Here is a 19159-nt window from a genome sequence, read left to right as displayed (position 1 = left end):
ACCTGGGATCCACCCCGGCTCCGATCTGTTGACCTGCTGTTCTCCGTAGCGTCGAAGGCGTTGGAACACTCCGCTCCCGACCGCTCCACGGAGGCCGTCATGTCCGGATTCACCGATGTCCTGGTGATCGTCGCAGTTGCCGCACTGGTCCTGGCGCGCCAGTTCAGGACCGAGCGCCTGTCGATGGACCGCAAGTGGTGGCTGCTCCCCGCACTCCTCGGCTTCTTCGCCCTGCGGAACGGCTCCCTCACGGACGCCCACCACCTGCCGGGCTCGGTCGCCCTCCTTGTCGTCGAGTTGCTGGTCAGCCTGGGCATCGGCGTCGGATGGGTGTTCACGACGCACGTCTGGTCCGACGAACAGGGCGACGTGTGGACCAAGGGCACGGTGGCGACGGCCGGGACCTGGCTCGGCGGCATCGCCGCCCGCGCCGCTGTCGTCGGCATCGGCATGGCCCTGGGCATCCACCTCGGCAGCTCCGCGCTCATGCTGGGCTTCGCCCTCTCGCTCCTGGTCCGCTCCGGCCTTCTGATGTGGCGGGCCGGCAGCCTGCGGTCGGCGTACGTTGGTGCTTTCGCGCAGCCGGCCTGGGAGGACCGCAGGTGAGGCAGAGCCCCTGGATCACGTGGCCCTCGCGCGAGGCGCTCTCGCGCGCGGGACTGACGCGAGCCCGCCGGATACTGGCCGGAACGGTCCGGGTGGCCGCGCTCGCGATCCTGCTGTGGACCGCGGTCACCCAGCGGAACGTCGCCGACTGGGCCGTCGTGGCGGCGCCTGTGGGGTTGCTGGCCTGCGCGGCCACCGCCCGGGGTTTCTTCCGCACCACGCTCGAGCACCGGCTGTGGCCCTCGCTCGGACTGCTCGCGGTCCTGCTGCTGATCGCTACGGGCGCCCAGCAGATCGGGTTCCGCGGCCCGGCTGTCGTGCTGTGGTGCGGATGCGCGATCTCCGCGCTCGAACGCATGCCGCTCGCCGCCGCCGTGCCCGCCACGGCCGTCGCACTCACCGGCTTCGCGCTCGTCAACGACGACGCCTGGCTGACCACCGCCGTCGTCGCGGTGGGACTCTGCCTGTCCGGGTACGTGTTGCGCCTCGACGCCGAGGCCAGGGGCAACGCTCAGCGGCTGCTCGTGCAGGAACGCGCGGCGCGGACCGCGGAAGCCGAGTCGGCGGCGCTCGCCGAGAGGTCCCGCATCGCCCGCGAGATCCACGACGTCCTCGCGCATAGCCTCTCCGCGCAACTCGTCCACCTGGAGGCGGCCCGGCTCCTCATCGAGCGCGGAGCCGGCCGGGACCAGATCCTGGACCGGGTCGTCGCGGCGCGCGGCATGGCCCGCGACGGACTCGCCGAGACCCGCCAGGCGTTGTCGGCGCTGCGCGGCGAGATGACGCCGCTGGAGGACTTCCTGCGAGAGCTGGTCGCGTCCTGCGACGGAGCCTCCCTGGCCGTCTCGGGCGAACCCGGGCCGATGTCCGCGGAGGCCTCACAGGCGGTGCGCAGAGTCGCGCAGGAGGCGCTGACGAACGTACGCAAGCATGCGCCCGGGGCGAAGGCCGTGATGCGGCTGGAGTACGGGCGGCACGAAGTGGCCCTGGAAATACGGGACTCGGGGGCGTCCCGACCGCGGGAAGACCTCGCTGTCAGTGGCTCCGGTTACGGTCTGTTGGGGATGCGGGAGCGCGCCGAGCTGCTGGGCGGCACGCTGGACGCAGGGCCGTACGAGGAGGGGTTTGTGGTCACGTTGAAGGTTCCCCTGTGAGCGGGGTGCGCGGGGCGGAGTCCGACGCGGGGCGGCCCCCGGCCCGCGTCGTGGTGGTCGACGATCAGACGGTGGTGCGCGAAGGCATCGTGATGCTGCTCGGGCTGCTGCCCGGGATCGAGGTCGTCGGTGCCGGGGGAGACGGGGAGCAGGCGCTCACGCTCGTGGCCGAACTGGACCCGGACGTCGTCCTGATGGACCTGCGCATGCCGCGCTGCGACGGCGTCGAGGCGACACGCCGGATCCGCGCGGAGCACCCGGGTACCCAGATCGTCGTCCTGACCACGTATGCCGACGACGAGTCACTGTTCCCCGCGCTCAAGGCGGGAGCGCGGGGCTACCTGACGAAGGACGCGGGCGGGGACGAGATCGTCCGGGCCGTCGAGGACGTGCTGTCCGGCGACGCGGGACTCTCGCCCCGGATCCAGCGGCGGCTCCTGGAGAGACTGTCGCAGTCCGAGCCCTCCGTGGCGAAGGAGCCGAAGGAGCCGCCGGACGGGCTCACCGCCCGGGAGGCCGAAGTCCTGGCGCTGATCGCCGACGGGCTGAGCAACCAGGAGATCGCCCGGGCGCTCCAGGTCTCCACGGCGACGGTGAAGACCCACATCAACAACCTGTTCGCGAAGACGGGGCTCAAGGATCGCGCTCAGGCGGTCCGTTACGCGTACCGGCACGGACTCGCGAAGCCGCCGGGAGCATCGCTCACCTAGTCCTCACCCGTCCACGCCCCGGTTGGTTCCTCGCCCGTCCACGCCCCGGTCCCTGCCCCTGGCCCTGCTCCGGCGCCTGCCCCGGTCCATGGCTCGGTCCATCACCTAATGGGGTGAAGGACTTGCGAGGAGAGTCCGGGATCTTCCCGGTCTGTCCATCCTTGGGCACGCGGTCGCAGTGGGCCGCGGACAAGGAGAGTTCGGTGGAGAAGCACGACGGGCGCGAGACGGCGCAGCCCCGGGCCGGCGATCGCGGGGGCCTGGGCGACCCCTGGTACGACGCGCCGGCCTCGGGGTGGGGCGAGTGGGACGGCACGGGCGCACCGGCGCCCACCGTGCCCGCCCAGCCCGCGCGCCGGGAGCGGAGCGCGGCGGGGGTCTATCTGGAGGTGCAGCGCAGCGCCGCCTTCCAGGAAGTACGCGGGCGCTACCGGAGGTTCGTCGTCCCCGCGACCGTGCTGTTCTTCGCCTGGTACCTCGCGTACGTCGTGGCCGCCACGAGCGCGCCCGCGCTGATGGCCCGCCCGGTCGCGGGATCCGTGAACGTGGCGATGGTGGCCGGGCTCGGCCAGTTCGCCAGTACGTTCCTGCTGACGTGGCTGTACGCGCGCCACGCGCGGCTCCGCCGTGACCGTCCCGCGCTCGAACTGCGGTGGGACACGCAGGAGATGACGCGAAGCATCGACGATTCCGTCCGCATGAACGGTTCCGCGCAGAGCGAGAGCGGGCGGCGATGACGGGGGCGCATCAGACCTGGGCGCTGGTCCTGTTCAGCGCGTTCGTGGCGGTCACGCTCGCCATCACGACCTGGGTGGGACGCCACCGGCAGGGTTCGGCCGAGGAGTTCTACGCGGGCGGACGCCTCTTCTCGCCGATGGAGAACGGATTCGCCATCGCCGGGGACTACATGTCGGCCGCGTCGTTCCTCGGTATCTCGGGGCTGATCGCCCTCTTCGGGTACGACGGACTGCTCTACTCCGTGGGCTTCCTCGTCGCCTGGCTCGTCGTGCTCTTCCTCGTCGCCGAACTGGTGCGCAACTGCGGGCGGTTCACGATGGCCGACGTCGTGGCGTCCCGGATGCGGGAGCGTCCGGTGCGCATCGCGGCGGGAACTTCTTCGGTCACCGTGTCCGTTCTCTATCTGGTGGCGCAGATGGTGGGCGCGGGCAGCCTGGTCGCGCTGCTGCTGGGTGGGAAGAGCGGAGCGGCGCAGGCATGGACCGTCGTCGGCGTGGGCGCGCTCATGGTGATCTATGTGTCGATGGGAGGGATGCGGGCCACCACGTGGATCCAGATCGTCAAAGCGGTCCTGCTCATGGGCGGGACGATCACCCTGACCGTGCTTGTTCTGGCGCGATTCCACGGTGACTTCGACCAACTGCTGCGCGCGGCCGCGGCGCGCAGCGGGCACGGCTCCGACTTCCTCGTGCCCGGCCTGAAGTACGGCGGGAGCTGGACCGCGCGCTTCGACTTCATCAGCCTGGGCCTCGCGCTCGTCCTGGGCACGGCGGGCCTTCCGCACATCCTGTCGCGCTTCTACACCGTGCCGACCGCCCGGGCCGCCCGGCGCTCCGTCGTCTGGTCCATCGGACTCATCGGCAGCTTCTATCTCATGACGATCGTGCTCGGGTTCGGCGCGGCCGCCCTCGTGGGACCCGAAGCCGTACGAGGCTCGAATGCGGCGGGGAACACGGCGGTTCCGCTGCTCGCCCTCCACCTGGGCGGCGGCGCGGACTCGACGGGCGGCACGGTGCTGTTCGCGATCGTCGCCGCGGTCGCCTTCGCCACCATCCTCGCCGTCGTCGCCGGCATCACGCTCGCCTCCTCGGCATCGGTGGCGCACGACCTGTACGCCTCGCTGCGCAGACCGGGCGGGAAGCAGCACAGCGAGGTCGCGGTGGCGCGGATCGCCGCGGCCGGGATCGGCGTACTCGCGATCGCGCTCGGGCTGCTCGCCCGCGATCTCAACGTGGCGTTCCTCGTGGGCCTGGCCTTCGCCGTCGCCGCGTCCGCCAACCTGCCCGTGCTGCTGTACTCGCTGTTCTGGCGGAACTTCACCACGCGCGGAGCGGTGTGGTCGGTGTACGGCGGGCTCGTTCCCGCGCTCGTCCTGGTCGTGCTGTCGCCGGTGGTCTCGGGGAGCCCGACATCCCTGTTCCCCGGGGTGGACTTCCAGTTCTTCCCGCTGGAGAACCCCGGGCTCGTCTCCATCCCGCTCGGCTTCCTGGCCGGCTGGCTGGGCACCATGACCTCCGACGAACCCCCGGACGAGGCCAAGCACGCGGAGACCGAGGTGCGCGCGCTGACCGGCGCCGGAGCCGTCTGAGCCGGAGCCGTCTGAGCCGAAGTGGTCTGAGCCGGAGTTGTCTGAGCCGGGCGGCGAGATCTGGGGCGGTTCGGAGGCCGGCTCAGCGGCTGGCGGCCCATTCGTACCGGTGCTCGGGCCGCCCCGTGTCGCCGTACTTCAGGCTCAGCCGCACCCGCCCCGTGCGCTCCAGCAGCTTCAGGTAGCGCTGGGCGGTCTGGCGGCTGAGCCGGGTCCGGTCGGCCAACTCCTGCGCGGAGAGGGGCCCCTCGGCGTTCATCATGGCTCTGCGGACGAGTTCCGCCGTGGTGGGGGAGTGCCCCTTCGGCAGCTCGGGCGCGGGTGTGGCCGACAGGGCGCCGAAGATCTGGTCCACCTCCGCCTGCTCGGCCTCACCGCCGCCGTCGAGGGTGCGGCGCAGCGTCGCGTACGCCTCCAGCTTGCCGCGCAGCCCCGCGAACGAGAAAGGCTTGACCAGGTACTGCAGCGCTCCCTGGCGCATCGCGGCCTGCACGGTCGCCACATCCCGCGCCGCCGTCACCATGATCACGTCGATCTGCAGACCGCGTTCGCGCACCGTCCGGGCGACGTCGAGGCCCGTCTCGTCCGGCAGGTAGTGGTCGAGGAGGACCAGATCGACCTCGAGGGCGTCGATGCGCTCCAAGGCCTCGGCAGCGCTGTGGGCCTTGGCGGCCACGCGGAAACCGGGCACCTTCGCCACGTAGGCGGCGTTCACGTCGGCGACGCGGGTGTCGTCGTCCACGACCAGTACCTCGATCATCGGACCTCCTCATCGGCGGCGCTCGGGACGCTTTCGCTCGGCACGGGTCCCCTCGGCATGGTCTCGTTCGGGACGGCGAAGGCTTCCGGTAGTACGACGACGAACTCGGCGCCCCCGGCCGGCGACGCCGTCACCTCGGCCGTGCCGCCCTGCCGCTCGGCGAGCCGCCGCACCAGGGCGAGCCCGATGCCGCGCTTGCCGTACTCCGGCGGCTCCTTCGTGGACCAGCCTTCCTCGAAGACGCTCTCCCGCTGCTCCGCGGGGACCCCCGGCCCTGTGTCGCGCACCCGTAGGACCGCTGTAGGGCCGTCCGCTCGCAGAGCCACCTCCACGCGCGCGTGCCGACTCGAGCCGGCTGCCGCGTCCAGGGCGTTGTCCACCAGGTTGCCGACGATCGTGACGAGCCCGCGCGGATCGACGAGCCGGTCCGGCAGTTCGGTGTCGCGTGAGACGCCGAGAGCGACACCGCGCTCCGCGGCGACCGTGGCCTTGCCCACCAGCAGGGCCGCGAGCAGCGGATCCTGAATCTTCTCGGTGATCTGTTCCGCGGTGACCCGGTGGGCGCCCGCCACCTCGCCGACGAACTCGGCGGCCTCCTCGTACATCTCCAGCTCCAGCAGCCCCAGCAACGTATGCATGCGGTTGGCGTGCTCGTGGTCCTGGGCGCGCAGGGCGTCGATGAGGCCGCGCGTGGAGTCGAGCTCGCGGCCCAGTTCCTCCAGTTCCGTGCGGTCCCGCAGGGTCGCGACGGCGCCGCCGTCGTCGGTGGGCATCCGGTTGGCCACCAGGACGCGCCGGCCCCGGACCGTCAGCAGATCCGTACCGGTGACGTGGCCCGCGAGCACGTCCGTCGTCCGTCCCGCGCCGAGCGCGTCGTCCAGGGGCCGTCCGATCGCCGCGCTGTCGAGGCCGAGCAGACGCTGCGCCTCGTCGTTCAGCAGCCGGATCCGGCCGGTGCGGTCCAAGGCGACGACGCCCTCACGGATGCCGTGCAGCATCGCCTCCCGCTCGGCCAACAGCGCGGAGATGTCGGAGAACGCCAGATCGCGTGTCTGCCGCTGCACCCGCCGCGAGATCAGGTACGCGGCGAGCGCCCCCACCGCCAGGGCTCCGCCCGCGTAGGCGAACAGGCCCGGAATGGCGTGGATGAGGCGCGCGCGGACGCTGTCGTACTCGATGCCGACCGACACCGCGCCCACGATGGCCCCGTCAGCGCCCCTCAAGGGCACTTTGCCGCGCGCGGAGCGCCCGAGGGTGCCGTCGTCTATCTCCATCACCTCACGGCCCGCCAGAGCGTCGCTGGGGTCCGTCGAGACGACCCTGCCGATCTGACCGCGGTCGGTGTGCGACCAGCGGACCCCCTTCTTGTTCATGATCACGACGTACTCGGCGCCGCTGGCCCGCCGGATCCGCTCCGCGTCGGCCTGCACGGGGCCGTCCGTGACGGGCCGCGAGGACCGCAGTTCCTCGGCGATCCGCGGCTGCGCCGCCGTGGTCTGCGCGATGGCGAGGGCGCGCCGCATGGCCTGGTCGTCCAGCTGATCGCTCAGCGGAGCCAGGAACAGCCCGGTCGCCAGCACGGCCACCCCCGCCGCGATCGCCACCTGCATGAGCAGCACCTGCGCGAACACCCGCCTCGGCAGACCGAAGCGCAGACGGCGGGCGGGGGAGGTCGGGCTCATGCTGACGAACGGTACGGGCCCTTCCGCCCCCGATCGAAGCCCTTGTGGCGCGGATCTCGTACGTCGCCGACGACCGGGTCGCTCGAACGCCGGTCGAGCGCCGGGTCAGTCGAGTGTCGAGCGCCGGGTCAGTCGAGCGCCGCGGGGATCTCACGGACAGCCACGACATCCATACGGGCCGGTGATCCGAGCGCGCCGCCGCAGCTCTCCGCGCGCGGAGGGGACGATGCGCCCTGCTCGACCGTCACGAGCCACCGGCGGCCGTCGGAGTGTGCGACGGTCACCTCCCAGCGCGTAGCGGGGACGGCGTCCGTCCGTACGATGTGCAGGACGTCGGCCCCGTATTCGTGGGCGGCGCGGCGCACGGCCAGTTCCGCGGCCTGGCCCGGGCGGTCCCAGGCGGAGTTCCCGCGGCAGCCGTCGACGACGATCCGGTCGGCGCGTACGGCCTCCAGGATGTCTTTCACGGCCGTCGCTGTGGCCCTTCCGTAGGCGTATCCGTAGGGCAGCACCAGAAGGGTGGGGGAAAAGCGGTGGCCACCGAGGTGGGTGACCTCCCAGACGTTGTCCTCGGCGGAGAGGGCGAGTTCGGAGGCCAACGGCCGACCGAGCACGGCGCAGCAGCGGTCCCGTTTCCCGTTGGTGCAGACGAGTGCGAGGGGAGCGCCCTCGTGCGGTTCGCCGAAGCCGCCGTGATCGCCGGCTCCCAGAGCGGAGAAGTCGAGCCGCAGCAGTTCCCCGGGCGTCTTCACGGTGGTGCCGCGCAGCCATGTACGTCCGGGGACGGTGTGTGCGACGTACACCTGGTGGTGCGCCGGGGTGTGACGGTCGGCGTGCCGGCCGGGGCGCCGCACGAGCGCGACCCGCACCCCGGTGTTCTCAGCGGCTGCCTTTAGGGCACGGCCGACCTCGGGGTCGAGATGGCTGGAGGTCAGGGCCTTCGCTCCCCAGGGGCCGGGCTGCTCGATCAACAGCCAGGTCCGGGCGGTGGCCGCGGTCCCCGCGAGAGGTTCGTCAAGGTCCAGCGAGGAGGTCGCGCACGTACTCACGCAGGTGAGCCTAACCTGCGTGCGCGGTCACTCGCGGAGTCACTCCTTGCCCTGCCGCCGCCCCCGGCACCGAGCGGCCCTGCGGCGCGGCGGCCGCCGACGGGAGGACCCGTCTACGGCCGCCATGCACCATGCACCCGGCAGGAGCCCGGCCCGGCACCGCCCGACGCACCCGAAGACCTCACGCGTCAGGAATGTCGCTTTTGGCGCGCAGCAAGGTCTCCCGGTTCACGATGACGATGCGCTCGTAGTCGGCGACCCCCGCGTCCGCCGGCAGTTCCTTCTTGAGCTCGGCGGTGGCCTCCGTGCCGATCACGGCGAAGTTCCCGTCGCTGAGTTCGAAAACATCGGGGCAGGTGGCGCCAGAGGCACTTCCGCGAGCGCTCGGGGGCACCCCGATGCGGCGTACGATCTTCAAGACAACCGGTCCTTCTGGAGGGCGACGTTAGGGCGCCACAGTAGTGCTCCCGGCTGGGCTGGATAGTACCTAAAGGCGCTAATCCAGGGGGAGTTGGCCGATAACTTCACCGGTACGAGTGACCCGCGTACGGGTGCGGGGCGGGCATCAGAGTGGCGGCGGCTCGCCCACTACCCACCATTCGTCCGTGTCCGACTCGTCCCGTTCCTGTAGCAGGGCCTCGGCGATGTGTCCGACCTCCGCTTCCGTCGACGCTGGGTCGAGTGAGGCGCGGTGCGGCCGCGTGGCCTCCCAGTACTCCCGGATGTGCGCACTCTGGAAGAGTTCGCGCAGATGGCCGCGGAGTTGACGCCGGTCCAGTACGCCGGATTCGTAGAGGTGGAAGGCGTTGATGTACCAGAGGTTGGCGTAGAGGTACTGCCGTCGTTTCTCCGGTGAGAGATCCAGTCCGTAGTTGTCGATCACGACGGCCAGGGCAGGGTCGTCGATCGCCTTGCTCAGGAGCTCCCAGTGCATGCGCTGCTGGTGGGCGCGAGCCTGTCGTCGCCACTGTGCCGTGGTTCCCGTCCGGCTCGGGCCGTACAGCTGCCACAGGTGCGCTGTGGCCGTGCCCGCGAGCCCGCCGGCAATCGTTGCGGCGACCACTGATCGCCACGTCCTTACGTTTTGTGTGGCCATGTCAACCCCCGATTCAGGCGACCGTCCGCCGGTCGATCGGGCGCGGGTCGACGGGCAGGGGACCGGCGAGCGAAGGGCGGCGCGCTTGACGTTTCCCAGGGTGCCGAGCGGCTTCGATCGGCTGGGAGGCGGAGAGGAGGCGCACGGAAGCACATTGGGTCGCGAAAACCGGCACCATGTCCCACATCTGCCCGCGCGTGGTGCTGACAATCGTTCACTCGGCCGCCTTTATGCGCGCCTATTCTGACGCGGCATGCGGGTACTGGTGTCGTCGCTGTCGTTGCTGTTGGAGAGGTCACATTGAGTGGAGAGGTCACGTTGAGCGGAGACACCGCGTTGAGCGGAGACGCCACGTCGAGCAAGGTGGGCCCGCAGATTCCCGTCGTCGTCCTCGCGGGCTTTCTCGGTTCGGGGAAGACCACGCTGCTGAACCACCTGCTGCACCACAGCGGCGGTTCGCGGATCGGTGCGATCGTCAATGACTTCGGGGCGATCGAGATCGACGCGATGGCCGTGGCGGGCCAGTTGGGCGACTCGACGGTCTCGCTCGGCAACGGGTGCCTGTGTTGCGCCGTGGACGCCAGTGAACTCGACGTCTATCTGGACAAGTTGACGCGTGCCACCCAGGACGGTCACGCCATGGACGTCATCGTCATCGAGGCGAGCGGCATCGCGGAACCGCAGGAACTGGTGCGGATGGTGCTGGCCAGTGAGAATCCGCGGATCGTCTACGGAGGGCTGATCGAGGTCGTCGACGCGGCCGAGTTCGACGCGACCCGGGAGAAGCATCCCGAGGTGGACCGGCATCTGGGGATCGCGGACCTCGTCGTGGTGAACAAGAGCGACCGGGTCCCCGATGCCGAGCGGGAGCGCGTCCTGGGCGCCGTGCGGGCGGCGGCCGAACGGGCTGCCGTCGTCCACGCGTCGTACGGACGGATCGACCCCGAGCTGCTCTTCGACTGCCGGCCCACGCGGGAGCGGATCGGGCAGCTGTCCTTCGACGACCTGTACCGGGGTGACGACCTGGACCGGGGCGACGACCCGCACCGAGGAGGGGCGCACGACGGGCATCTGCACGCCGCCTACGAAAGCCTCGCGTTCGTCTCTGAGGTGCCCATGGAGCCGCGCGCGTTGATGGACTTCTTCGACAGCCGTCCCGAAGGCCTCTACCGCATCAAGGGGTACGTGGACTTCGGTGCGGCCGATGCGCTCAACCGGTACGCCGTGCACGCCGTCGGGCGGTTCCTGAGGTTCTATCCCGAGCCGTGGCCGACCGGTGAGGAACGCCTCACCCAGCTTGTTCTCATCGGGGCGGGCATCGACACGGAGGCGCTCCGCAAGGGGCTCGACGCCTGTAGGAGCGGGGCCACGAGCGACGCCCCGCACACCGTCGACCAGCACGGCATGTGGGGCGTTCTCCGCTACGTACAGGACAAGGGCGACGCCGACGAGGTCGAGGACTTCGCCGGCGGCCCCGGGCCCGCCTAGACCGGTCCGGCCACCACCGCCACCGTCTTCGGCAGGGAGATGCCCGAGCCGTCGCGGCGCGGGTCCATCTGGGTCAGCTCGGCCGGCGTGCCGTTCTTCTGCGCCGCGCGCGCGGGCGCCGGGCCCGCCCAGCCGAGGCTCAGGCAGTCCTCGCCCTTCAGGAACCGCTGGCAGCGTACGCCACCGGTCGCGCGCCCCTTACGGGGGTACTGGTCGAACGGCGTGAGCTTGGCCGTCGTCTGCACCGAATCGTCGAGCGTGCCGCGCGAACCCGCCACCGTGAAGACGACGGCGTCGGCCGCCGGGTCGACCGCGGTGAAGGAGATGACCTTCGCGCCGGTCGCCAGCTTGATGCCGGCCATGCCGCCCGCGGGACGGCCCTGCGGCCGCACCATGGAGGCCTGGTAACGCAGCAGTTGTGCGTCGTCGGTGATGAAGACCAGGTCCTCCTCGCCGGTCCGCAGCTCGACCGCGCCCACGATCCGGTCACCGTCCTTGAGGGTGATGACCTCCAGCTCCTCCTTGTGGGAGGGGTAGTCGGGCGTCACGCGCTTCACGACGCCCTGCTCGGTGCCGAGGGCGATGCCCGGTGACGACTCGTCCAGCGTCGTCAGACAGACGACCGCCTCGTCCGCCTCCAGGGAGGAGAGGAACTCGGAGATCGGGGCGCCGCCGGAGAGGTTCGGCGCGGACGCCGTGTCCGGGAGCTGCGGCAGATCGACGACGTTCAGGCGCAACAGCCGGCCTTCGGAAGTGACCACACCGATCTCACCGCGGGCCGTGGCCGGCACTGCGGAGACGATCACGTCGTGCTTGGCGCGCTTGCCGTCCTCGTCCGCTGCGAACGGCTCCCCGTTCGCCGTACGGGCCAGCAGGCCGGTCGAGGAGAGCAGCACCCGGCACGGGTCGTCGGCCACCTGGAGCGGCACCGTGGCCACCGCCGGGCCCGACGACTCGAGCAGCACCGTACGCCGGTCGGTACCGAACTTCTTGGCGACCGCCGCCAGTTCCGCGGAGACGAGCTTGCGCAGCTCCGAGTCGGAGTCGAGGATGCCGGTCAGCTCGTCGATCTCGCCGTTGAGCTTGTCGCGCTCCGACTCCAGCTCGATGCGGTCGAACTTGGTGAGGCGGCGCAGCGGCGTGTCCAGGATGTACTGCGTCTGGATGTCGCTCAGCGAGAAGCGCTCGATGAGGCGCTCCTTGGCCTGCGCGCTGTTCTCGCTGGAGCGGATGAGGCGGATGACCTCGTCGATGTCGAGGAGCGCGACGAGGAGCCCCTCGACGAGGTGCAGCCGGTCCTTCTTCTTGGTGCGACGGAACTCGCTGCGGCGGCGCACCACCTCGAAGCGGTGGTCCAGGTAGACCTCGAGCAGCTCCTTGAGGCCGAGCGTGAGCGGCTGGCCGTCCACGAGGGCCACATTGTTGATACCGAAGGACTCCTCCATCGGCGTCAGCTTGTAGAGCTGCTCCAGGACGGCCTCCGGTACGAAGCCGTTCTTGATCTCGATGACCAGGCGCAGGCCGTGCTCGCGGTCCGTGAGGTCCTTCACGTCGGCGATGCCCTGGAGCTTCTTCGAACCGACGAGCTCCTTGATCTTCGCGATGACCTTCTCGGGGCCCACCGCGAACGGGAGTTCGGTGACGACGAGGCCCTTGCGGCGCGCCGTCACGGTGTCCACCGAGACCGTCGCACGGATCTTGAAGGTGCCACGGCCGGACTCGTACGCGTCCTTGATGCCGGACAGGCCGACGATCCGGCCGCCCGTGGGCAGGTCGGGCCCCGGTACGAACCTCATGAGCGTCTCGAGGTCGGCGCCCGGGTGCCTGATCAAGTGCCGCGCCGCGGCGATCACTTCGCCCAGGTTGTGCGGCGCCATGTTGGTCGCCATACCGACCGCGATCCCCGACGCGCCGTTCACCAGCAGGTTCGGGTACGCCGCTGGGAGGACGAGGGGCTCCTGCTCCTGCCCGTCGTAGTTCGGCGCGAAGTCGACCGTGTTCTCTTCGATCGACTCCGTCATCAGGCTCGCCGCCGGATCCATCCGGCACTCGGTGTACCTCATGGCGGCCGGGCGGTCGTCGTTGCCCAGTGAACCGAAGTTCCCGTGCCCGTCCACCAGCGGTACGCGCATCGAGAACGGCTGGGCCAGGCGCACCAGGGCGTCGTAGATCGACGCGTCGCCATGGGGGTGCAACTTACCCATGACCTCGCCGACGACGCGGGCGCACTTCACATAGCCGCGGTCGGGGCGCAAGCCCATCTCGTTCATCTGGTAGACGATCCGACGGTGGACGGGCTTCATCCCGTCTCGTGCGTCGGGCAGGGCGCGCGAGTAGATGACCGAGTACGCGTACTCCAGGTAGGAGCCCTGCATTTCGTCGACCACATCGATGTCGAGGATCCTCTCCTCGAAATCGTCGGGCGGCGGGGTCTTCGTGCTGCGGCGGGCCATCGCTGCTGCGGCTCCTTCACCAACATCTACGGGAACTGTCGCGGACCATTGTGGACCGCCCCACTGACAACGCTGATCGCGACCCGTCCGAAGCGGGTGGCCGGCGGCCCGCCGAGGGGCCGTCGTGCTCGCTCACGGCGTAGCCCGGACGGGAACTTCGCCAGGGGCCTGCACGCTTGCATACAGTGGCAGGACTGGCAGCAGTTTTGTGTTCACAGTGTTGTACGCGTTCAGAGTGTTGTCCGCGTACTCAGAGTTTCTCAGCGTTCCCAGTATTTCCGATGTTCTCCGTTCCCCCGCGATCGAAGGGACGTACATGCCCATGGGTCACACGGCCACCGCCGAGGCCGGCTCCGGCGGCCTGAAAGCGACCGAGCACCGGCTGGCCAACGGCCTGCGTGTAGTGCTCTCCGAGGATCACCTGACCCCGGTCGCGGCGGTCTGCCTCTGGTACGACGTCGGCTCGCGCCACGAGGTCAAGGGCCGTACGGGCCTGGCTCACCTTTTCGAGCACCTGATGTTCCAGGGCTCGAAGCAGGTGCACGGCAACGGTCACTTCGAGCTCGTCCAGGGTGCCGGCGGCTCGCTCAACGGCACGACGAGCTTCGAACGCACGAATTACTTCGAGACCATGCCCGCCCACCAGCTGGAGCTCGCGCTGTGGCTGGAGGCCGACCGTATGGGCTCCCTGCTGGCGGCCCTCGACGAGGAGTCGATGGAGAACCAGCGGGACGTCGTCAAGAACGAGCGCCGTCAGCGCTACGACAACGTCCCCTACGGCACCGCGTTCGAGAAGCTGACGGCCCTCATGTACCCGGAGGGCCACCCGTACCACCACACGCCCATCGGCTCCATGGCCGACCTGGACGCGGCCACCCTGGAGGACGCGCGGAGCTTCTTCCGCACCTACTACGCGCCCAACAACGCCGTGCTCTCCATCGTGGGCGACATCGACCCCCAGGAGACGCTCGCCTGGGTCGAGAAGTACTTCGGCTCGATCGCCGGCCACGACGGCAAGCCCGCGCCGCGCGACGGCTCCCTGCCCGACGTGATCGGCGGAGAGCTCCGCGAGGTCGTCGAGGAGGAGGTCCCGGCGCGCGCCCTCATGGCGGCCTACCGGCTCCCCGAGGACGGCACGCGCGCGTGCGACGCCGCAGACCTGGCCCTGACGGTCCTCGGCGGCGGCGAGTCGTCGCGGCTCTACAACCGCCTCGTGCGCCGTGACCGCACCGCGGTGGCCGCGGGCTTCGGCCTGCTGCGCCTGGCCGGCGCGCCCTCCCTCGGCTGGCTCGACGTGAAGACCTCCGGAGACGTCGAGGTGCCCGTCATCGAGGCCGCCGTCGACGAGGAGCTCGCCCGGTTCGCCGAGGAGGGCCCGACGCCCGAGGAGATGGAGCGCGCCCAGGCCCAGTTGGAGCGCGAGTGGCTGGACCGGCTCAGCACCGTGGCGGGCCGCGCCGACGAACTGTGCCGCTACGCGGTGCTGTTCGGCGACCCGCAGCTCGCCCTGACCGCCGTCCAGCGCGTCCTCGCCGTGACCGCCGACGAGGTCCAGGAGGTGGCCAAGGCGCGTCTGCGCCCCGACAACCGCTCGGTCCTCGTGTACGAGCCCACGGCCCCCGCCGACACCGATGACGAGAGCGACCCGAGCGACGAGGAGGCGGGCCGGTGACCGAGCAGCTCGCGACCATGGACTTCCACCCCCGGCCCCAGGCGGGCACGGCCAAGCCGTGGGCGTTCCCCGCCCCCGAGCGCGGTGAGCTGGCCAACGGCCTGACCGTGCTGCGCTGTCACCGTCCCGGCCAGCAGGTCGTGGCCGTGGAGATCAACCTCGACGCGCCGCTGGAGGCCGAACCGGCGGGGCTCGACGGCGTCGCCACGATCATGGCGCGTGCCTTCAACGAGGGCACCGACAAGCACTCCGCGGAGGAGTTCGCGGCGGAACTGGAGCGCTGCGGCGCCACGTTGGACGCGCACGCCGACCACCCCGGCGTCCGCGTCTCCCTCGAAGTGCCGGTCTCCCGCCTCCCCAAGGGCCTCGCCCTGCTGGCCGACGCCCTGCGGGCACCCGCCTTCGCGGACAGCGAGATCGAGCGCCTCGTCCGCAACCGCCTGGACGAGATCCCGCACGAGAGCGCCAACCCGGCCCGGCGCGCCGCCAAGGAGCTCTCCAAGCAGCTCTTCCCGGCCGACTCGCGCATGTCGCGCCCGCGGCAGGGCACCGAGGAGACCGTCTCCGCCATCGACGCGGCGGCCGTACGCGCCTTCTACGAGAAGCACGTACGCCCCGCCACCGGCACGGTCGTCGTGGTGGGCGATCTGACCGGCACCGACCTCGACGCCCTCCTAGCGGACACGCTCGGCGCCTGGACCGGCAACACGGCGGAGCCCCGCCCGGTCCCGCCGGTCACCGCCGACGACACCGGCCGCGTCATCGTCGTGGACCGCCCGGGAGCGGTCCAGACGCAGCTCCTCATCGGCCGGATCGGCCCCGACCGGCACGACCGCGTATGGGCCGCGCAGATCCTCGGCACGTACTGCCTCGGCGGCACGCTCACCTCGCGTCTGGACCGTGTCCTGCGCGAGGAGAAGGGCTACACCTACGGTGTGCGGTCCTTCGCCCAGGTGCTGCGGTCCGCGCCCGACGGGACGGGCGCCGCGATGCTCGCCATCAGCGGCTCCGTGGACACCCCGAACACCGGGCCCGCGCTCGAGGACCTCTGGAAGGTGCTGCGTACGCTGGCCGAAGGCGGCCTCACGGACGCCGAACGGGACACGGCCGTGCAGAACCTGGTGGGCGTGGCGCCGCTTAAGTACGAGACCGCGGCCGCCGTCGCGGGCACCCTCGCGGACCAGGTCGAGCAGCACCTGCCGGACGACTTCCAGGCCCGGCTGTACCGGCAGCTCGCCGAGACGGGCACCGTGGAGGCCACCGCGGCCGTCGTGAGCGCCTTCCCGGCGGACCGGCTGGTGACGATCCTGGTGGGCGACGCCGCGCAGATCGAGGAGCCCGTCAAGGCCCTCGGCATCGGCGAGGTGACCGTCGTCGCGGGCTGACTCCCGGTCCCGTACGTCACACGAAGCCCCGGAGGCCACCACGGCCCCGGGGCTTCGTGGCGCCGCTCACGTCCGTCCGTGATCGGCCATCGATCACAAATGTCCGATTTGGCACGGAGGTTGCCCGTCTGCTCTGTGGCATGCGCTACAAAAGCCGGGATCCGTTTGTCGTACTAAAGATGTCCCGCTTAGCGTCGGTCCGGCTGTCCGCCAGACATGCGTCGCGCCCGCGACACCGGACAGTCATCGCCGAGTCCCCCATGGCGCGAGCCAGGGGAGCCGGGGACCCACCGCAGTCCCTGGGGTGAATCGGACACTCTTCCCGTACGGGGAGGGAGTCCGTAGGAGACCTTCCTGCTCCGAACCCGTCAGCTAACCCGGTAGGCGAGAGGGAAGGAAAGGACCAGCCACCGCATGGCGTTCACCCGTGCCACCGGGAAGCACCGTCGTCCGAGTCGTCTCACGCGTACCACCGCACAGGTTGCGGGTGTCGCGGCGCTCACCACGACCGGTGTCATCGGGGGCCTCGCCGCCCCCGCCCTCGCCGCGGACACCGCGGCCGCCGACCAGAACGGCCTGACCCAGGCCATCGCCATCGGCGACTCCCTGGCCGCCCAGATCGAGGCGCAGGCCACCGCCCAGAAGAAGGCCGCCGACGCGGCCGCCGCCAAGGCCGAGGCCGAGGCCGAGGCCAAGAAGCGGGCCGAGGAAGCCAAGCGCGAGGCCGAGGCGAAGGCCGCCAAGGAGCGTGAGGAGAAGGAGCGCGCCGCCCGCGAGGCCGAGCGCAAGCGCCTCCTCAACAGCTTCGTGGCGCCGATCTCCGGCTCCTACGTCTCCACCGCCTACAAGGCGAGTAGCGGCCTGTGGTCCTCCGGCAGCCACACCGGCATCGACTTCCATGCGGCGAGCGGCACTTCCGTGCACGCCGTGGGCTCCGGCACCGTCGTCGAGGCCGGCTGGGGCGGCGCGTACGGCAACAACATCGTGATCAAGATGAACGACGGCACGTACACCCAGTACGGTCACCTCTCGTCCATCGGCGTCTCCGTCGGCCAGGCCGTCACCCCCGGCCAGCAGATCGCCCTCTCCGGCGCCACCGGCAACGTCACGGGCCCGCACCTTCACTTCGAGGCCCGCACGAGCCCCGACTACGGCTCGGACATGGACCCCGTCGCGTACCTGCGCTCGCACGGCGTGAACGTCTGACGCCTCCAAGGCACCACGCGAAAGCCCCGGCTCGAACGAGCCGGGGCTTTCGCGTGCGCAAGGCGTTCCTGGCCAAAAAATATCCATGGATTCCGGTCCGGCGTCGGAAATTCGGGGACGGTGGAATAGAGTCACCGGGCAGGCGCGGTCAAGGGGTGTTATGCGCTTGCACAAGCGTCGATCGACCGCGTATCGCGGGGATTAAGGCGGAGGTCGGGTCATGCGCATTCCCGCGCATTCGGTATGCACGGCGATCCGCGACGACATCGTCGCGGGTGTCTACGAGCGCGGCGGCAGGCTCACCGAGGAAGTGCTCGCGCGCCGCTACGGAGTCTCGCGCGTGCCGGTCCGCGAGGCGCTGCGCACCCTGGAGGCCGAGGGCTTCGTCGTCACGCGCCGGCACGCGGGCGCGTGCGTGGCGGAGCCCACCGGTCAAGAGGCCGCCGACCTCCTGGAGGTCCGGATGCTGCTCGAGCCGCTGAGCGCCGCGCGCGCCGCGCAGCGCCGCACCGAGGCCCACCTCAAAGTCCTGCGGGGCCTGGTCAGGATGGGTCAGGAGCGCGCCGGTCGGGGCCAGTACGAGGATCTGCGCTCCCTGGGCGGCTGGTTCCACGAGACCCTCGCGCAGGCCTCCGGCAGCCCCGGACTGATCACCCTGCTCACCCAGCTCCGGCACAAGATCGCCTGGATGTACGCCGTCGAGTCCCCGGCCAGGCCGGCCGAGTCCTGGGCCGAGCACGGCGCCATCGTGGACGCGGTGGCGCGCGGTGACGCCGAGCGGGCCCGCGCCCTGACCGTGCTGCACGCCGAGCGCGCCGTGGCGGCCCACCGGCTGCGGGTCCCGCGCGCGGGCGATCGTGTGAGGACTTCGCAACATGCCGTAAACACGGCAGGGCTCCGGCATTAACAAAAGCCCCGTATACAAAGAGCTTCGGGAAGTGTTGCGGAATTTCGTGAAGGGTCGCTCGGTGAATGGAGCGCTCGGTGAATGGGGCGCTGCGTGAATCAGTCGCTCCGTGAATGCGTCGCGGAGAATTGATTGCCCCGGAGCTGGAAACGACGAAGCCGCGCGCCCCCTGAGGGAAACGCGCGGCTCCGTCGGAACGAATTGGGTCAGACGGTCTCGGGAAGCTCGTCGAGACCCTCGGAGACCAGCTTCGCCAGACGGTCGAGCGCGGCGTCCGCACCCTCGGCGTCGGAAGCCAGGACGATCTCCTCGCCACCCTGGGCGCCCAGACCGAGCACCGCGAGCATGGAGGCGGCGTTGACGGGGTTGCCGTCGGCCTTGGCGATCGTCACGGGGACGCCGGCAGCCGTGGCCGCGCGGACGAAGATGGAGGCGGGGCGGGCGTGAAGGCCCTCGGCCCAGCCGACGTTGACGCGGCGCTCAGCCATGTGATGCTGCCCTTCAGGTGTCTCAAAGTTGTCTAGACCATTCTCACATACCGTGGCACGGCGCTCGACGTGGACCCGAGTCCCGAGAACGCACCGCCCCGCGGCCTTCCATAGCCTGCCTCCCACGCGCGCGGGACGCGACCCGTACGACTGTCGGCGCCCGGCTCTACCCTTGCG

At 70.6% G+C, this 19159-nt stretch carries 17 protein-coding genes and 1 riboswitch; of the genes, 10 read left to right on the top strand and 7 right to left on the bottom strand.

What is annotated here, in order from left to right; translation table 11 throughout:
- The first annotated feature begins 99 nt into the window (after positions 1 to 99).
- The 5 genes from ABD366_RS30445 (at position 100) to ABD366_RS30425 (ending at position 4796) form a co-directional block, all read left to right on the top strand.
- Positions 100 to 606, top strand: a complete 507-nt coding sequence (locus tag ABD366_RS30445; protein ID WP_324769131.1) for a DUF1453 domain-containing protein — start codon at positions 100 to 102, stop codon at positions 604 to 606.
- On the top strand, positions 603 to 1760 hold the full coding sequence (locus ABD366_RS30440) for a sensor histidine kinase (protein WP_324769133.1): 1158 nt from the start codon (positions 603 to 605) through the stop codon (positions 1758 to 1760). The genes ABD366_RS30445 and ABD366_RS30440 overlap by 4 nt, the downstream gene beginning before the upstream one ends.
- Positions 1757 to 2470, top strand: a complete 714-nt coding sequence (locus tag ABD366_RS30435) for a response regulator transcription factor (RefSeq protein WP_324769134.1) — start codon at positions 1757 to 1759, stop codon at positions 2468 to 2470. The genes ABD366_RS30440 and ABD366_RS30435 overlap by 4 nt, the downstream gene beginning before the upstream one ends.
- Positions 2471 to 2673: 203 nt before the next feature.
- On the top strand, positions 2674 to 3207 hold the full coding sequence (locus tag ABD366_RS30430) for a DUF485 domain-containing protein (protein WP_324769135.1): 534 nt from the start codon (positions 2674 to 2676) through the stop codon (positions 3205 to 3207).
- Positions 3204 to 4796 carry a solute symporter family protein gene (locus ABD366_RS30425; protein ID WP_324769136.1) on the top strand — a complete coding sequence of 531 codons (1593 nt, stop codon included), beginning with the start codon at positions 3204 to 3206 and terminating at the stop codon, positions 4794 to 4796. The genes ABD366_RS30430 and ABD366_RS30425 overlap by 4 nt, the downstream gene beginning before the upstream one ends.
- An 82-nt stretch (positions 4797 to 4878) precedes the next feature.
- On the opposite strand, the gene ABD366_RS30420 is transcribed toward ABD366_RS30425, so the two are convergent.
- From ABD366_RS30420 to ABD366_RS30400, 5 genes are all read right to left on the bottom strand, one after another.
- On the bottom strand, positions 4879 to 5556 hold the full coding sequence (locus ABD366_RS30420; protein WP_324769137.1) for a response regulator: 678 nt from the start codon (positions 5554 to 5556) through the stop codon (positions 4879 to 4881).
- The gene (locus ABD366_RS30415) at positions 5553 to 7238 is read right to left on the bottom strand and encodes a sensor histidine kinase (protein WP_324769138.1); all 1686 of its coding nucleotides are present in this window, start codon (positions 7236 to 7238) and stop codon (positions 5553 to 5555) included. Before ABD366_RS30415 ends, ABD366_RS30420 begins: the two co-directional genes overlap by 4 nt.
- A 128-nt stretch (positions 7239 to 7366) precedes the next feature.
- The gene (locus tag ABD366_RS30410) at positions 7367 to 8287 is read right to left on the bottom strand and encodes a ferredoxin family protein (RefSeq protein ID WP_324769140.1); all 921 of its coding nucleotides are present in this window, start codon (positions 8285 to 8287) and stop codon (positions 7367 to 7369) included.
- 181 nt (positions 8288 to 8468) lie between these two features.
- Positions 8469 to 8705: a hypothetical protein gene (locus tag ABD366_RS30405; RefSeq protein ID WP_324769141.1), complete on the bottom strand. Its 237-nt coding sequence runs from the start codon at positions 8703 to 8705 to the stop codon at positions 8469 to 8471.
- A gap of 147 nt (positions 8706 to 8852) precedes the next feature.
- A complete protein-coding gene (locus tag ABD366_RS30400; protein ID WP_324769142.1) occupies positions 8853 to 9350 on the bottom strand; it encodes a DUF6082 family protein in 498 nt (165 codons plus the stop codon).
- 351 nt (positions 9351 to 9701) lie between these two features.
- On the opposite strand from ABD366_RS30400, the gene ABD366_RS30395 reads away from it, so the two are divergent.
- On the top strand, positions 9702 to 10871 hold the full coding sequence (locus ABD366_RS30395) for a CobW family GTP-binding protein (protein WP_324769143.1): 1170 nt from the start codon (positions 9702 to 9704) through the stop codon (positions 10869 to 10871).
- On the opposite strand, the gene ABD366_RS30390 is transcribed toward ABD366_RS30395, so the two are convergent.
- Positions 10868 to 13324: a DNA gyrase/topoisomerase IV subunit A gene (locus ABD366_RS30390; RefSeq protein ID WP_324769145.1), complete on the bottom strand. Its 2457-nt coding sequence runs from the start codon at positions 13322 to 13324 to the stop codon at positions 10868 to 10870. The genes ABD366_RS30395 and ABD366_RS30390 overlap by 4 nt on opposite strands.
- A gap of 316 nt (positions 13325 to 13640) precedes the next feature.
- On the opposite strand from ABD366_RS30390, the gene ABD366_RS30385 reads away from it, so the two are divergent.
- From ABD366_RS30385 to ABD366_RS30370, 4 genes are all read left to right on the top strand, one after another.
- The gene (locus ABD366_RS30385; RefSeq protein ID WP_324769146.1) at positions 13641 to 14996 is read left to right on the top strand and encodes a M16 family metallopeptidase; all 1356 of its coding nucleotides are present in this window, start codon (positions 13641 to 13643) and stop codon (positions 14994 to 14996) included.
- Positions 14997 to 15013: 17 nt separating this feature from the next.
- On the top strand, positions 15014 to 16381 hold the full coding sequence (locus tag ABD366_RS30380) for a M16 family metallopeptidase (RefSeq protein ID WP_324769263.1): 1368 nt from the start codon (positions 15014 to 15016) through the stop codon (positions 16379 to 16381).
- A 237-nt stretch (positions 16382 to 16618) separates the two neighbouring features.
- Positions 16619 to 16783, top strand: a riboswitch (cyclic di-AMP (ydaO/yuaA leader).
- Positions 16784 to 16795: 12 nt separating this feature from the next.
- Positions 16796 to 17587, top strand: a complete 792-nt coding sequence (locus ABD366_RS30375) for a M23 family metallopeptidase (RefSeq protein ID WP_324769147.1) — start codon at positions 16796 to 16798, stop codon at positions 17585 to 17587.
- Positions 17588 to 17807: 220 nt separating this feature from the next.
- The gene (locus ABD366_RS30370) at positions 17808 to 18494 is read left to right on the top strand and encodes a GntR family transcriptional regulator (protein WP_324769148.1); all 687 of its coding nucleotides are present in this window, start codon (positions 17808 to 17810) and stop codon (positions 18492 to 18494) included.
- 206 nt (positions 18495 to 18700) lie between these two features.
- Here ABD366_RS30370 and ABD366_RS30365 read toward each other — a convergent pair whose 3' ends face one another.
- Positions 18701 to 18982: an HPr family phosphocarrier protein gene (locus ABD366_RS30365; RefSeq protein WP_324769149.1), complete on the bottom strand. Its 282-nt coding sequence runs from the start codon at positions 18980 to 18982 to the stop codon at positions 18701 to 18703.
- Positions 18983 to 19159: the final 177 nt, after the last annotated feature.

It is taken from the genome of Streptomyces kunmingensis (assembly GCF_039533535.1).
GTDB lineage: Bacteria > Actinomycetota > Actinomycetes > Streptomycetales > Streptomycetaceae > Streptomyces > Streptomyces kunmingensis.
This window is presented reverse-complemented; position numbering and strand designations above follow the sequence as displayed.

Excerpts from the sequence above, each read along its gene's own strand:
- ABD366_RS30445 (WP_324769131.1), top strand. The coding sequence starts at position 100 with ATGTCCGGATTCACCGATGTCCTGGTGATCGTCGCAGTTGCCGCACTG.
- ABD366_RS30425 (WP_324769136.1), top strand. The coding sequence starts at position 3,204 with ATGACGGGGGCGCATCAGACCTGGGCGCTGGTCCTGTTCAGCGCGTTC.
- ABD366_RS30420 (WP_324769137.1), bottom strand. The coding sequence starts at position 5,556 with ATGATCGAGGTACTGGTCGTGGACGACGACACCCGCGTCGCCGACGTG.
- ABD366_RS30415 (WP_324769138.1), bottom strand. The coding sequence starts at position 7,238 with ATGAGCCCGACCTCCCCCGCCCGCCGTCTGCGCTTCGGTCTGCCGAGG.
- ABD366_RS30390 (WP_324769145.1), bottom strand. The coding sequence starts at position 13,324 with ATGGCCCGCCGCAGCACGAAGACCCCGCCGCCCGACGATTTCGAGGAG.
- ABD366_RS30385 (WP_324769146.1), top strand. The coding sequence starts at position 13,641 with ATGCCCATGGGTCACACGGCCACCGCCGAGGCCGGCTCCGGCGGCCTG.
- ABD366_RS30380 (WP_324769263.1), top strand. The coding sequence starts at position 15,014 with ATGGACTTCCACCCCCGGCCCCAGGCGGGCACGGCCAAGCCGTGGGCG.
- ABD366_RS30375 (WP_324769147.1), top strand. The coding sequence starts at position 16,796 with ATGGCGTTCACCCGTGCCACCGGGAAGCACCGTCGTCCGAGTCGTCTC.
- ABD366_RS30370 (WP_324769148.1), top strand. The coding sequence starts at position 17,808 with ATGCGCATTCCCGCGCATTCGGTATGCACGGCGATCCGCGACGACATC.
- ABD366_RS30365 (WP_324769149.1), bottom strand. The coding sequence starts at position 18,982 with ATGGCTGAGCGCCGCGTCAACGTCGGCTGGGCCGAGGGCCTTCACGCC.